The organism is Flagellimonas marina (genome assembly GCF_042651185.1).
GTDB classification, from domain to species: Bacteria; Bacteroidota; Bacteroidia; order Flavobacteriales; family Flavobacteriaceae; genus Flagellimonas; species Flagellimonas marina.
In genome coordinates this window covers 420030-434249 of the sequence record NZ_JBHSCL010000007.1, presented here as the reverse complement: position 1 = coordinate 434249, position 14220 = coordinate 420030, and the positions used below count along the sequence as shown (strand labels likewise).

The following is a 14220-nucleotide window of genomic DNA, read 5'->3' as shown; positions in this document are numbered from 1 at the left end:
TTCGGGTTTACAAATCAGTATAGTATGAAAAAACTGCTCTTGTCTTCAATTATCGTGATCATAGGATTTACCTTTATCGGTAGACTTTCCTATTTGCAGTTGTTTCGTTTTTCCCCTGATCAAATATTGGATGACCCGGCCATCAAAAAAATATACGACTACCCTGAACGTGGTTATATCTACGATAGAAATGGGGAGCTTATGGTTGGTAATCAACCAGCTTATGACGTGATGGTGATTCCCCGCGAGGTAAAACCTTTGGACACTTTGGAGTTTTGTGGCCTTTTGGGAATCGACAAAGCCACTTTTATATCCAAAATGGAAAAGGCAAGAGTCTATTCACCCAGACTTCCATCTGTTTTGGTCCCCCAACTTTCTAAGGAAGATTATGCGACCCTTCAGGAAAAAATGAGGCATTACGTTGGATTTTATATACAAAAGCGATCTTTACGCTATTACACCACTAACAGTGCGGCCAATGTTCTGGGCTATATCAGTGAGGTAAATGAGTGGGACCTACAGAACAATCCCTATTATGTAGCAGGAGAACTGAAAGGCCGCACCGGAATTGAAAAACAATACGAAGAGGCTTTAAGAGGTCGCAAAGGAGTCAAGCACATCCAAAAAGACCGTTTTAATCGTGATATTGGTCCTTATAAGGATGGTAGGTTGGATACATTACCCCAACAGGGTACCGAAATACATATTACTCTGGACAAAAAACTCCAAGAGTACGGTGAAAAATTAATGCATGGCAAACGGGGTGGTATTGTTGCCATTGAACCCAAGTCCGGGGAAATTTTAGCCATGATTTCGGGCCCTACTTATGACCCATCGCTTTTGGTGGGCAGGGAACGCTCCAAAAATTATAGTAAACTCCACTACGATACCATTTCCAAACCCACTTGGGACCGTTCCATTTTGGCAGAACCTTCGCCTGGGTCGCCATTTAAAACGTTGAATGCATTGGCAGCTTTGCAAGAAGGCGTTATTGACCCCACCACAAAATTTCGGTGTTACCATGGTTTTTACGTTGGCAATACACTAAGAGGATGCCACTGTGGAGGGGGAGTACGCGACATGAACTCTGGTATTTATCAATCATGTAATGCTTATTTTGCAGGTACGTTCAGAAGACTTTTTGACAAGTATCCTACTACGGATGAAGCAATGGATGTTTGGGAAAAACACATGAAAAGTTTTGGTTTAGGTAATTACCTAGGTACGGATTTACCAACAGGAAGACCAGGAAGAATTCCAGATAAGGATTTTTACGACAAATGGTACGGTGATGGAAGATGGGCCGCCTCAACCATAATATCCAATGCTATTGGCCAAGGGGAGATTGCGGCCACCCCGCTTCAGCTGGCCAATATGACTGCCGCCATTGCCAACAGGGGGTACTACTACATCCCACATGTTATAAAAAATATGGGCAGCTCTGGAACCATAGACCCCAAGTATACCGAACCTAATTACACTACCATTGACCGTAAGCATTTTGATCCCGTGATTCAAGGTATGGCCAATGTATACAAATATGGTACGGCCCGATGGGTTCAGATTCCAGATGTTGAAATTGCAGGTAAAACAGGTACCGTTGAAAACTTTGTGAGGGTTGACGGCGAACGAATGCAGCTTACCGACCACTCGGTCTTTGTCGCCTTTGCTCCTGTGGAAAATCCTCAAATTGCCTTGGCCGTTTATATTGAAAATGGGTATTATGGAGCACGCTACGCCGGACATATTGCCTCACTTTTAATTGAAAAATATATTAAAGGCGAAATCACGCGTAAGGACTTGGAGAAGCGTATGCTTGAAAAAACGTTGGAACACGAATATGCCAAACCGTATAGCGGTGAACCTTTCAAGATAAATGAATATGTCTGGTAGAGGGCTTTTTGGAAGGATAGACTGGATCACTATTTTTCTGTATGCCCTTTTGGTCTTCATTGGCTGGATCAATATCTATTCCACTTCGCTGGTAGACCCAAATACTTCAATTTTTGACTTTTCAACACTTTATGGGAAACAGCTCTTTTTTATTGGGCTGGCTGCTTTGGGCATTGTTTTTGTCCTTTTTGTGGAGTCCAATTTTTTTGAGCGCTTCGCCTCTATTTTTTACGTCATATCCATCGTTTTACTTTTAGGTCTCTTTGTGTTCGGAAAAACCATCGCCGGAGCAACATCTTGGTACAATCTTGGTTTTTTCAACCTTCAGCCATCGGAATTGGCAAAAGTGGCCACGGCCCTTGCCCTTGCCAAGTTTTTAAGTGATATCCAAACTGACCTTAAAACAGGAAGGCACCAGTTGTATGCCCTTGCCATTATCCTATTGCCAGCGTTATTGATTTTACCCCAACCTGACCCTGGGAGTGCCCTTATCTACTTTTCGTTCTTTTTTGTGTTGTTTCGGGAAGGGTTCCCATTATATTTTTTGGGAATATTATTGTTCATGGTGATTTTATTTGCCACGACTTTAATGTTCGGAACTGTATGGATTGCCATTGGATTGATCATATTGACCATATTGATCTATACCTTTAAAAGAGCTTCCGTTAAAATTCCGTTCCTGCCTGTTGCAGGTGTCATTGTCCTGTCGATTTTATTTTCCCTTTCGGTGGATTTTGTATATGAAAACATATTTGAACAGCGCCACCGAGATCGTATTGCACTTTGGCTGAGTTTGGAGAAGGATGAAAAAAAGCTGGATGAAATTAGAAAGACCATTGGTTATAACACCTATCAATCTGAAAAAGCCATTGAATCTGGAGGTTTTTTTGGAAAAGGATTTTTAGAGGGTACACGAACCAAAGGAGATTTTGTTCCGGAACAACATACGGATTATATCTTCAGTTCTGTAGGTGAGGAATGGGGATTTCTGGGTACGGCCACCGTAATCTTGTTGTTCTCCGTTTTCTTTCTACGGTTGATTCATATTGCCGAGCGGCAAAAAAGTGATTTCAGCCGAATGTACGGCTATGGGGTTATCTCCATTTTGGTGTTCCACTATTTCATTAACATTGGAATGGTGATCGGATTGCTACCCACCATTGGGGTTCCCCTGCCCTTTTTTAGTTATGGGGGTTCTGGACTAATATTTTTTACAATGTTATTGTTTATTTTCCTTAAGTTGGACTCCAATAGATTAAAGGACGGGATTTAAAACTTCCAACTGGAAGCATCTACCTCGCTCTCCAACTCGTCTTGCCAAACTTCATTCTGCTTTTCAAAAAAATTGATGCCCGTCAGTTTTTCAATGCTGTCAATCGAAACCAAAAAATGATGTAAGGGCTCTTTACTTTCTTTGTTGGGCATTAAAAAAGCTACGGCCTTGTTGTTGTTTTTCTGCAAAACAATCTTGTAGAAGGTTTTGGGAACGTCCACATCTTCTTCGCCAATTTCCTCCAATCCACTTTCTAAAATGCCTCCCGTAATCACAACCAAATCGCCATAGGTTTTACACCAATACCGTACTTTCTGTTCCAATCGGTTCCAGACACCTGCATTAAAATCCCTATCCTGCGGACTTATGTTGCTGGTATAAAATGTTTCATTATAAGCATATTCCGAAAAACGACGATCCCCAGCTGGACACAAGTGGCCTCGGTCGTATCCAGAACCCCTGTAATTTCGCCAATCAGCCGATTTGGTCTTTACCTTAGGGTCTTCAATAAAGTATGGCCGTTTTCTATCATCATAGGTAAGATGGCTTTTTTTGAGTTCATACAGTACCCACTCGGCCTGTTCAAAGGGTTCATTGTAAGAAAGCATGTAGTGCTCGTGCCGCACGATATCTCCCGTGGTGGAACTGGGTAAAAATACCTCTTCAACCATCTCTTCATTTGAACTATCTGGATTGGAGTATGTAGCAGGAGTATAAAAATTTTTGAATACCCAAAAGCCTATCAAACAAAGGGCAAAAAGGATACTGTAGATGGTTTTGTTTTTCATGTACACTGAAAAAATGCTGCTAAAAGTGCGTAAAGTTCATTAAAATATGCGTTTCTAAAAAATACAATCATTCAAAGGATATGCCTATATTGGAAGTATTCCAACCAAAACATTGAAACTAAATAAAGGTTATGGTACAAAAAAGCCTCTCTATTTCACTACTTGTTGCGGCACTATGCTGCGGCACTATGCAAGCGCAAAACTATGTCCCGACCAAAGAAAATCTTGAGAATCGCGAGTGGTTTCAAGATGCAAAATTTGGAATGTTCATTCATTGGGGCATTTACTCCGTTTTGGGCGTGCACGAGTGGGTCATGGAAACGCAATCCATCGATAAAAAAACCTATGAAAAGATAGCTCCTTTTTTTAATCCTACAGCGTTTGATGCCGAGTCATGGGTCCTCTTAGCCAAGTCAGCCGGAATGAAATATATTACCGTCACCTCCAAACATCATGATGGGTTCGCCATGTTCGACAGTAAACTTACGGATTGGGACATTATGGACCGAACCGTGTATAAAAAAGATGTCCTAAAGCAATTGGCCGAAGCTTGTAGAAAGCATGGACTTAAACTTTTCTTTTACTATTCACAATTGGATTGGAACCATCCCGACTATTATCCACGAGGGGAAACTGGAAACAAAACAGGTAGGCCTGATGAAGGAGATTGGGAGAAATACCTGGATTTCATGAATGGGCAACTTACCGAGCTGTTGACCAATTATGGCGATGTTGCCGGTATTTGGTTTGATGGCTGGTGGGACAAGAAAGAAGCAAATTGGGAACTCAGAAAAACCTACGACCTCATACATAGCCTGCAGCCACAGGCACTTATTGGAAGCAACCATCATCAGGCACCCATGGACGGCGAAGATTTTCAAATGTTTGAAAAAGACCTTCCTGGTGAGAACAAAGGCGGGTTCAGTGCAGAAGCCAAAATTGGTAAGCTCCCATTGGAAACTGCCGAGACCATGGCGCATCGTTGGGGGTTCTCATTACAAGATAGAGCCTATAAATCCACTAAAGAACTCATTCACTATTTAGTAAAAGCCGCCGGACACAACAGCAATTTTCTCTTGAACGTGGGGCCAATGCCCAATGGAAAGATTCAACCTGAGTTTGTGGATACCTTAAAAATTATTGGCGAATGGACTTCCAAAAATGGCGAAACCATATATGGAACTCGTGGTGGACCAGTACCCCCGCAAACTTGGGGTGTTACCACTCAAAAGAATAACTCAGCCTTTGTCCATATCCTCGATTGGAAATCAAATTCGTTTCTCTTGCCCAATTTCTCCGGAACTATTACAAGTTTGGTTGATTTCAATAGCAAAAAGCCTTTGGAGTATGAATCAACAGCTTTTGGCACCTTAATTCAACTCCCTGATAAATGGAGTGGCGAAATGGATTACATTATAGAGGTATCTATCAAATAATAAAAACCGGCCTTAAAAAGGCCGGTTTTTATTATTTTACTATTATTGTTTAGTCCTTATTGGCACTCGCCAATTTTCTTTCAGTACTCTTGATGTTGTTCATCTGCAAATCTTTGAGCACATTCACGGCTTCTTCAACATAAATATCTTTGGCCAAATCTTTATGCCATCTGTCCCTCTTCTCCCGAAGAACGGAATCTTGCGTAAACAATTCAGTTTCATATTGTAAGGAACCAAAAGTCAATTTGGAATCATAATCCCTAAGACTTTTAAATTTATCCGACCGTTTTTTGGCTTCGCTTTCTTTTGTTACAAATTTATCGTAGTTGAGCGAAACAACGGTTTCATCTTGTTGTTCCTTGATCCATCTTGCGTTTTCCTCAATCAATTTGATTTGGGGATTGTTGGCCATACGTTTTTTACTGTTCTCAACAGTAGTTTCAAGATCGATGTAGCCATCCCAAACTTTATAATCGGCTGGGGTGATTTTATCCCATCCTAGTGGGTTTTCTTGGTCACGCTCACCCAAATCGATATAGGAATATCTGTCTGGAACAATGATGTCACTTTTAACACCTTCCAATTGTGTAGAGCCTCCATTGATTCGATAGAATTTTTGAGTGGTCAATTTAATGGCACCCAAATCGCCATGTTCATTGCTACGGACAATATTGTCCAATGGAATTACATTTTGAACCGTTCCCTTACCAAAGGTCTGCTTGCTTCCAATAACAACAGCCCGCTTATAATCCTGCATGGCGGCTGCCAAAATTTCAGAAGCGGAAGCTGATAATTCATTCACCATGATCACTAGAGGACCATCCCATTGAATACGTTCATCCTTGTCTTCATGAACTTCTTTTCGTTGTCCAGAAGAACGAACCTGTACAATAGGACCATCCTTGATAAACAAGCCGGCCATTTCAACAACCGTTTTCAAGGACCCTCCTCCGTTATCCCGAAGGTCAAGAATAATTCCTTCAACGCCATCTTCTTTAAGACGCTCCACTTCTTTGGCTACATCAGTGGCGGCATTTCGGTCTGTATAATCTTCAAAATCCACATAGAATTTAGGCAGATTGATGATTCCATATTCGTGGTCATCACTTTTAATGGTGGCGGATTTAGCATAGGATTCTTCCAACTCCACTACATCGCGGGTAATGGAAACTTTTTCGATGGTTCCATCCACTTTTCTTACGGTAAGGTTCACAATAGTGCCTTTAGGGCCTTTGATCAATTTTATGGCATCATCCAATCGCATTCCCACTATATCAATGGCTTCCTCACCCTCTTGTCCAACTTTTAGAATTTCATCACCCACTTCCAAGCTCTGATCTCTCCATACAGGACCTCCGGAGATGATCTCCACAATTTTTGCTCCTTCGGGTCTCTTTTGCAAACGGGCACCAATACCTTCAAACTTACCGGACATACCAATGTCAAAACGTTCTTTTTCTTCCGGTGCAAAATAAAATGTATGCGGATCAAATTCATCCACTATGGTATTGATGTACTGTACAAACCAATCTTTGCGCTCTAGATCATCTACAAAATCAAAATACTCGTCCAGATTCTCTCTAACATTCTCACGGGCCTCTTGTTCAGTCACTGCTTTGTCAATGGAACTTGGAAATTCATTAAAAGCAATGATATCAGTGGACACCTCTCCATCCCCGTTCTGAATCATTTCCGAAATCTTATTTTCAACTTTGTTTCCAAAAATAGCCAGCGCATTGTACTTCAACTGCTTTCTCCAACGTTCACGAAGTTGCTTTTTGTTGGCCGCGAATTCTTGCTCACTGTAATCAATCTCAATGGTTTCATCCAAGGTATAGTCAAACGGCTCTGAAAGGACCTCTTTATAGATTTCCTTTGCTTCGTTCATGCGGACCATTAAACGTTGGTAAACAATATTGAAAAATGTGATTTCGGTATTCTTGATCTCATCATCGATCATGAACCTGTACTTTTCAAACTCCCTGACATCGCTCTCCAGAAAATAACGTTTGGTAGGGTCCAAAATGTCAATAAAGTCATCAAAAACACTGGAACTGAAGGTATCATCCAGGTTTTTGGGCTCGTAGTGTCCTCTTTCCAACACGTAGGTAATTAAATCCAGTAACAGTTTATCCTTATCATCATTTTCAAAAGACTTGCTTGTGAAACTGCAGGAGGCCACTGCAACAAGAATTACTAGTAGTGCCAAAACAAAATTCTTCTTCATAAATCTATTTTTTTCGGAGTGATGGAATTTGAATTTTCCATTTCTTCATCCGTCATTTCTACTCGTATGAATTCCCTAAGATACTGAAAAAACCATGCCACTTTGGGCATTGTCATTTAATTTTTTGTTAAACAGTAAAGACTTCATATCCTTATGAAAAACGTATTTTTATGCCATTAATTATCCAAAATGAAAAAACCACTCATACTGGTCACCAATGATGATGGAATTACAGCCCCTGGATTACGGGCTTTGATACGGACCATGAAGCAATTGGGAGACGTGGTTGTTGTGGCCCCAGACAGTCCCCAATCGGGCATGGGGCATGCCATAACTGTAGACAGCACCCTTTTTTCCAAAAAGGTGGTTGTGGACCATGAGGAGGGTGCTCCGAACGAGTACAGTTGCAGCGGAACCCCAGCAGATTGTGTAAAATTGGCATTGCGAGTAATTCTTGACCGAACACCTGATATTTGTGTAAGTGGCATTAACCACGGTTCCAATTCGTCCATAAATGTAATTTATTCAGGAACGATGAGTGCTGCCATTGAGGCAGGCATCGAAGGAATTCCCGCCATCGGTTTTTCACTGTGTGATTATTCTTGGAATGCCAATTTTGAACCAGCACTGGACGCTGTCAAAAATATTGTTTCCGAAGCACTGACCAACGGAATTCCAAAAGGAACCGTACTCAATGTGAACATTCCAAAGACGGAAAGTACACCAAAAGGCATAAAAGTCTGCAGACAGGCCCGAGGAAACTGGAAAGAAAAGTTTGATGAAAGGACAAGCCCGTCGGGTAAGGATTATTACTGGCTTACCGGGGAATTTGAACTATTGGATAAAGGGGAAGATACAGATGAATGGGCCTTGTCCCAAGGATTTATCTCTGTGGTACCCACCCAATTTGACCTTACGGCGCATCATGCCATACCACAAATAAACAATTGGAACTTAAATGAACACTAAAAAAGAGATTTTAATAGGGTTTATAGTAGGAATCATTGCCAATGTCTTTGGAACACTGATCTATATTTTGTTGTTTTCTGATTTGGGCATTGTAGAAACCTTCAACGCTGCCATAGATCAAGGCCATATGGGCAGTCTGTTGGCTCTAGGAGCTATCTTGAATTTGGTGGCTTTTTTTGGATTCCTTCGAATAAAGCGGGAACATAGGGCCAGAGGAGTCATGATTGCCACTTTGGTTACAGCATTGGTCATTTTATTTTATAAAGTGTTTGCCTAAATAAGCGCAAATGCAAGCTCAAAATTCAAGTGCAAAATGATACTTGAACTTGTGCTTGAAACTTGGACTTGATACTTGAACTTGTACTTGAAACTTGAGATTTCTGTATGAAATACTACATCATTGCCGGCGAAGCTTCTGGCGACCTGCACGGTTCCAACCTCATCAAGGGTCTTAAAAAAGAGGACCCCTCAGCGGAAATACGTTGCTGGGGTGGTGACTTCATGCAGCAGGCCGGGGGGCAATTGGCTAAGCATTACAAAGACATGGCATTTATGGGGTTTTTGGAGGTGATTGCCAACATTCCCACTATCTTCAAAAACATTTCATTTTGCAAGGAGGATATTAAAAAGTTCAATCCAGATGTGGTCATTTTTATTGATTTTTCCGGCTTTAACCTACGCATTGCCAAATGGGCCAAGGCAAATGGATTTAGGACCAACTACTACATTTCTCCCCAAATTTGGGCCTCACGAGAAGGGAGAATAAACAAAATAAAACGGGATATTGATGCCATGTATGTCATTCTTCCTTTTGAGAAGGAGTTTTACGAAAAAAAGCATGGCTATCCAGTTCAATTTGTGGGACATCCGCTTATTGATGCCATCGAAAACACTCCAATAGTTGACGAAGCTACTTTTAGAAATGAAAATGATTTGGATGCATACAAACCCATTATTGCCTTGCTTCCCGGAAGCCGAAGACAAGAAGTCCAAAAAATGCTGGATGTAATGCTGTCCATAAAAGGGGACTTTGTAGACTATCAATTTGTAATTGCAGGAGCCCCTAGCCTTCCCGATGAATTCTATGCTCCCTTTTTAAAAGGGAACAAAGTAGGCTACGTTTCCAACAAAACCTACTCCCTTTTAAAACATTCCCACGCCGCATTGGTCACCAGTGGAACAGCCACTTTGGAGACGGCCCTCTTTGAAATCCCTCAAGTGGTGTGTTATAAAGGCAACTGGATTTCGTACCAAATTGCAAAGCGAATCATCACCCTTGATTTTATTTCCCTAGTAAATCTTATCATGAAAAAAGAAGTTGTCAAAGAACTGATTCAAAATGAATTAACTTCAAAAAATCTCAAAAAAGAACTTTCTAAAATTGTTGAGGGTGAGGAGCGCAAACGCATCTTGGAAGACTATAAAATCCTAAAAGAGAAATTGGGCGGTAAAGGCGCCAGTCAATTGGCCGCCCGATTAATCGTTGAAAATGCTTAGATTTAGCCTCCAAGAAAGTAATACAATTTCTTGGATGTTACGTAAAACCATTTTCTTACTACTTTTTCTTGTCGTGGTAGCCTGCGGTCCTGGCAAGAGAAAACGAACCTACAGCAAGACCCGAACCGTTACGGTAGAGGGGTCAACCAATGACACTATCCCCCTAGAATCCAGAGAAGAAGAACCGGTCAATGCTAAGGCTGAGGCCATAATTTCTACCGCTATGGGCTATTCTGGAACACGTTACAAATATGGGGGCACCACCAAAAAAGGCATGGATTGTTCCGGATTGGTCTATGTTTCCCTACGGGAAAACGATATTCTATTTCCTCGGGTTTCCTACCAAATGGCCGAAGAAGGCCAGCGAATCAGGGTGGATGAAGTACAAAAAGGAGACCTCCTTTATTTTAAGACCGGCAAAAGCGGAAAGCGCGTCAACCATGTGGGGTTGGTCGTGGAAGTGGAAGGGGACGATGTTAAATTTATACATGCCACAACCTCCAGGGGCGTTTTGGTATCCTCATTACGGGAGGGATATTGGAACTATTCCTTTGTGAAGGCCATGCGTATCCTTTAGTGCGTTTGTTCAATTTTGTATCCGTTAAGCTCTGCTTGGGCTTGATGGTAGGCATTATTTTGGGTTTTTATATCGAGGTCGCTCCGTTTTTCCCGTTGCTGGCGATGCTCGTGTTTTTACCGGTGCTTTATGGGTTGCAAAAAAGGCAGTCCCGAAAAAAATTACCCTATTTTGAAATCGCGACTGCCCTCACCACAATTTCTTTGGGGATTTTTGTGATTTCCATCGCTATGGGCAAAAGCTTAGGAAATCATTATGCCCACCACAATTTTGAAAAAGAAAACATGTGGCATCTAAAGGTGAGGGAGATTTTAAAACCAAATCCCTATTCTCAACGTTATGTTACCCAAGTCATTTCTTTGGATGAAGAAGAAGTTGTTGGAAAAATACTACTCAATCTTCCGGTTGACTCAACTTCCTCAAAATTGAGTGTGGATGATGAAATCTTTGTGCTTTCCACTACCGAAGCTATCAATCCTCCACTGAATCCATATCAATTTGATTATAAAGATTATTTGCGGAAACAAGCCATTTATCACCAAATTAGGGCGACACACAATGCTATTTTACGTGTTGATAATCCGTCAACCACCCTTTTGGGATTGGCTTCAAATACTCGAGAGCACATTATCTCAAAATTGAAAAAAGAATCATTCGGCGCCGAGGAACTGAGCGTTATTCAAGCCTTGTTGTTGGGCCAACGCGATGATATTTCGGAAAGTACCTATAACGACTACAAAAACGCAGGTGCTGTCCATATTTTGGCCGTATCTGGGCTTCATGTTGGGATTTTACTCTTGCTCCTACAGTTCTTATTGTCGCCCTTGGAGCGTTTCTCGAAGGGAAAGACCCTAAAACTATTGCTGGTGGTGCTCTTGCTTTGGGCCTATGCTTTTGTGGCAGGATTATCGCCATCCATAGTCCGGGCAGTGACCATGTTTACGTTTTTGGCCTATGCCATGTACTTGAATCGACCCACCAATTCATTCAATATCATTGCATTGTCCATGTTGTTTATTCTTTTGATAAAGCCCTTGTTTTTATTTCAGGTTGGGTTTCAAATGAGTTACGCCGCTGTTTTTGCCATTGTTTGGGTTTACCCGAAATTGCAGAAGTTTTGGTTTCCTGAAAATTTGGTTGTTCGGAAAACCTGGCAATTATTATCCGTGAGCGTTGCAGCGCAATTGGGTGTTTTGCCAATCAGTTTGTTTTATTTTCATCAGTTTCCAGCTCTGTTTTTTATATCGAATCTTTTGATCATTCCTTTTTTGGGATTGATTTTGAGCATGGGCATCTTGATTATAACATTGTCCTTGGTAAATCAGCTCCCAGAATTTTTGGTCGTTATTTATAATAGGGTCATTCGAACGATGAACGCCGTTGTCAATTGGGTGGCAAAGCAGGAAGGCTTTATCATCAAAGACATTCCTTTTGATTCCGTTCAACTGGTTTTGGGGTACATCATGATTATTTCCTTAGTGGTATTTCTATCCCACCCGAAGCGAAAAACTGCCTTGGCATTGTTCTCAGGAATTATAGCACTGCAAGGTTGGGCCATTTGGAGCCAATTTCAACTCCAAACCAAAGAAAGTCTCATCTTGGCACACAAATCGCGAAACACCATTTTGCTGCATCAAACTGGTAATGATTTGAATGTATTTGCACAAGACACCGCCAGTGTGGACAGAATTGTGAATGATTTTGCTGTGGCGGAGCGCATTCAACAAATCACCAAAAAACAACGTCAAAATAGCTACTTCATCAACCAAAGAAAGTTGTATGTGATGGATAGTTTTGGATTCTACCCTTTAAACAAAGAGTTGGATTTTCTACTACTTACCCAATCCCCAAAAATTAATTTGGAAAGGGTATTGGATTCCATTAAACCGAAAATAGTACTGGCCGATGGTAGCAACTATAGAAGCATAATAGAGCATTGGGGAATAACGTGTGCCCAAAAAGAAATCCCTTTCCACTATACGGGCGAAAAGGGATATTATGCTTTTGATTTGGTAAATCCTTAATGGACGTTGCCCATCAATCGTTTCATCAATGGTGCAAAAATCAAGACTACGACTCCTGCGACCAACGAGTATTTGGCAATGAGTGCAAAACCATCCAGGTAGACAGAAAGGGTTTCCAAACCACCTACATTTTTATCGGTGCTTTCTATGGCCAATTGTTTGGATATAAACCCTACAATCTGAAAAGCATAGGAAGATGACAGGAACCAAACCCCCATCATAAAGGCTACAATCCGTTTTGGTGAAAGGTCCGTTATTTTGGAAAGTCCTACTGGCGACATGAACAATTCCCCTACCGAAATTAAGAAGTACAATGCCAACAAGTATGAAAATGGCACCATTCCGTTTTCATCGGCACTGCCCCCACTCAAAGAGACCACATAAAAAGCCAAGCCTGCAAGCACGAGCCCCATTCCAAATTTATAGGGCGTTCTTGGATTGAGTTTCTTCTTTGCCAAATAGGTCCACATCACAGAAATAGGAATGGACAGCAATACAATAAAAATTGAATTCAAAGCATTGGTCTGACTGGCATTGATAATGGAAAGATTTACGTTTCGTGCCGCGAAAAGCGTAATCACACTACCATGAAGTTCATGGAATCCCCAGAAAATGGTCATGAAAAACGTAATCAACAACGCCATGAACAACTTTTTACGTTCATCAGCCGTTGCCTTGACCATAATGGTGCCCATATAGACCAAAATGGCTATACCAATTAATTTGAACAATACATTTACGATGTTCTGATCTTCAAAAAGGGAACCTTCTCCACCCAACGATTTATAGGAACACAATAGAAAAGCAATCAAAGGAGCAGAAAGAAACGCTACAGCAGGGATAAAGTGCTTCTGTGGAATTCCGAAAATCTTTTTTTCATACACTTCCATACTCGGCGGCCTACCTCCTTCTCCAAAAACATTCTTTTTTATTCCGCTCCAAAAGAACAGCAACCCCGTCAACATACCAATTCCGGCCAAGCCGAAACCGTAATGCCACCCGTAGGTGGCTCCCAGCCATCCACATAGTAAGGGTGCAATGGCACCTCCAATATTTATCCCCATATAAAAAATGGTGAAACCAGAGTCTTTCTTGGCATCACCATCTTCATATAACGTTCCAACAAATGTTGAAATGTTCGGTTTAAAAAACCCATTCCCAACAATAATAAAGGCCAAGGCCAGAAAGAAAGCCACATCATTTTCAATGGCCAATACAAAATGTCCCAAAGCCATTAAAACACCTCCTAAAAAAATGGAGGCCCGCATCCCTAGAATGGAATCCGAAATTTTACCTCCAATAACGGTAGAAGCATATACCAATGATCCATACGATGCATATACCGCTGCGGCTGCGTAATCTCTAGTAGACAATGCCTCGAAAATGACATTGACCATATATAAGGTGAGCAAGGCCCGCATTCCATAAAAACTGAATCGTTCCCAGAGCTCAGCAAAAAACAGGTAAAAAAGGCCAATAGGATGCCCAAAAAGGGTCTTTTCATTGGCTGGTTTGGTTAAATCCGACATATATCTT

11 protein-coding genes are annotated in these 14220 nt (G+C 41.4%); 8 read left to right on the top strand and 3 right to left on the bottom strand.

The features are described 5' to 3' along the window. The first annotated feature begins 24 nt into the window (after window positions 1-24). Window positions 25-1893 carry a peptidoglycan D,D-transpeptidase FtsI family protein gene (locus tag ACFOWS_RS13150; protein ID WP_379765248.1) on the top strand — a complete coding sequence of 623 codons (1869 nt, stop codon included), beginning with the start codon at window positions 25-27 and terminating at the stop codon, window positions 1891-1893. After that, the gene (gene rodA, locus ACFOWS_RS13145; RefSeq protein WP_366587379.1) at window positions 1883-3166 is read left to right on the top strand and encodes a rod shape-determining protein RodA; all 1284 of its coding nucleotides are present in this window, start codon (window positions 1883-1885) and stop codon (window positions 3164-3166) included. The genes ACFOWS_RS13150 and rodA overlap by 11 nt, the downstream gene beginning before the upstream one ends. On the opposite strand, the gene ACFOWS_RS13140 is transcribed toward rodA, so the two are convergent. Continuing rightward, complete coding sequence (locus ACFOWS_RS13140; protein WP_379765245.1) at window positions 3163-3954, bottom strand: DNA/RNA non-specific endonuclease; 792 nt, start codon at window positions 3952-3954, stop codon at window positions 3163-3165. The genes rodA and ACFOWS_RS13140 overlap by 4 nt on opposite strands. Window positions 3955-4085: 131 nt before the next feature. Between ACFOWS_RS13140 and ACFOWS_RS13135 the strand changes: the two genes are divergently transcribed. Further along, on the top strand, window positions 4086-5390 hold the full coding sequence (locus ACFOWS_RS13135) for an alpha-L-fucosidase (RefSeq protein WP_379765242.1): 1305 nt from the start codon (window positions 4086-4088) through the stop codon (window positions 5388-5390). Window positions 5391-5439: 49 nt separating this feature from the next. Here ACFOWS_RS13135 and ACFOWS_RS13130 read toward each other — a convergent pair whose 3' ends face one another. Further along, a complete protein-coding gene (locus tag ACFOWS_RS13130) occupies window positions 5440-7617 on the bottom strand; it encodes a carboxy terminal-processing peptidase (RefSeq protein ID WP_379765239.1) in 2178 nt (725 codons plus the stop codon). A 189-nt stretch (window positions 7618-7806) separates the two neighbouring features. Between ACFOWS_RS13130 and surE the strand changes: the two genes are divergently transcribed. The 5 genes from surE (at window position 7807) to ACFOWS_RS13105 (ending at window position 12684) form a co-directional block, all read left to right on the top strand. Further along, window positions 7807-8586, top strand: a complete 780-nt coding sequence (gene surE, locus ACFOWS_RS13125; protein ID WP_379765236.1) for a 5'/3'-nucleotidase SurE — start codon at window positions 7807-7809, stop codon at window positions 8584-8586. Next, window positions 8576-8863, top strand: a complete 288-nt coding sequence (locus tag ACFOWS_RS13120; RefSeq protein ID WP_379765233.1) for a hypothetical protein — start codon at window positions 8576-8578, stop codon at window positions 8861-8863. Before surE ends, ACFOWS_RS13120 begins: the two co-directional genes overlap by 11 nt. A gap of 107 nt (window positions 8864-8970) precedes the next feature. Continuing rightward, entirely contained in the window at window positions 8971-10083 is a 1113-nt protein-coding gene (lpxB, locus tag ACFOWS_RS13115) for a lipid-A-disaccharide synthase (protein ID WP_379765231.1), read from the top strand. Next, a complete protein-coding gene (locus tag ACFOWS_RS13110; RefSeq protein WP_379765228.1) occupies window positions 10076-10660 on the top strand; it encodes a C40 family peptidase in 585 nt (194 codons plus the stop codon). The genes lpxB and ACFOWS_RS13110 overlap by 8 nt, the downstream gene beginning before the upstream one ends. Continuing rightward, window positions 10621-12684 (top strand): ComEC/Rec2 family competence protein, encoded by a 2064-nt coding sequence (locus ACFOWS_RS13105; protein ID WP_379765225.1) that lies wholly within the window; start codon window positions 10621-10623, stop codon window positions 12682-12684. Before ACFOWS_RS13110 ends, ACFOWS_RS13105 begins: the two co-directional genes overlap by 40 nt. Here ACFOWS_RS13105 and ACFOWS_RS13100 read toward each other — a convergent pair. Then, window positions 12681-14213 (bottom strand): peptide MFS transporter, encoded by a 1533-nt coding sequence (locus ACFOWS_RS13100; RefSeq protein ID WP_379765222.1) that lies wholly within the window; start codon window positions 14211-14213, stop codon window positions 12681-12683. The two genes, ACFOWS_RS13105 and ACFOWS_RS13100, sit on opposite strands and share 4 nt — an antisense overlap. Window positions 14214-14220 lie beyond the last annotated feature (7 nt).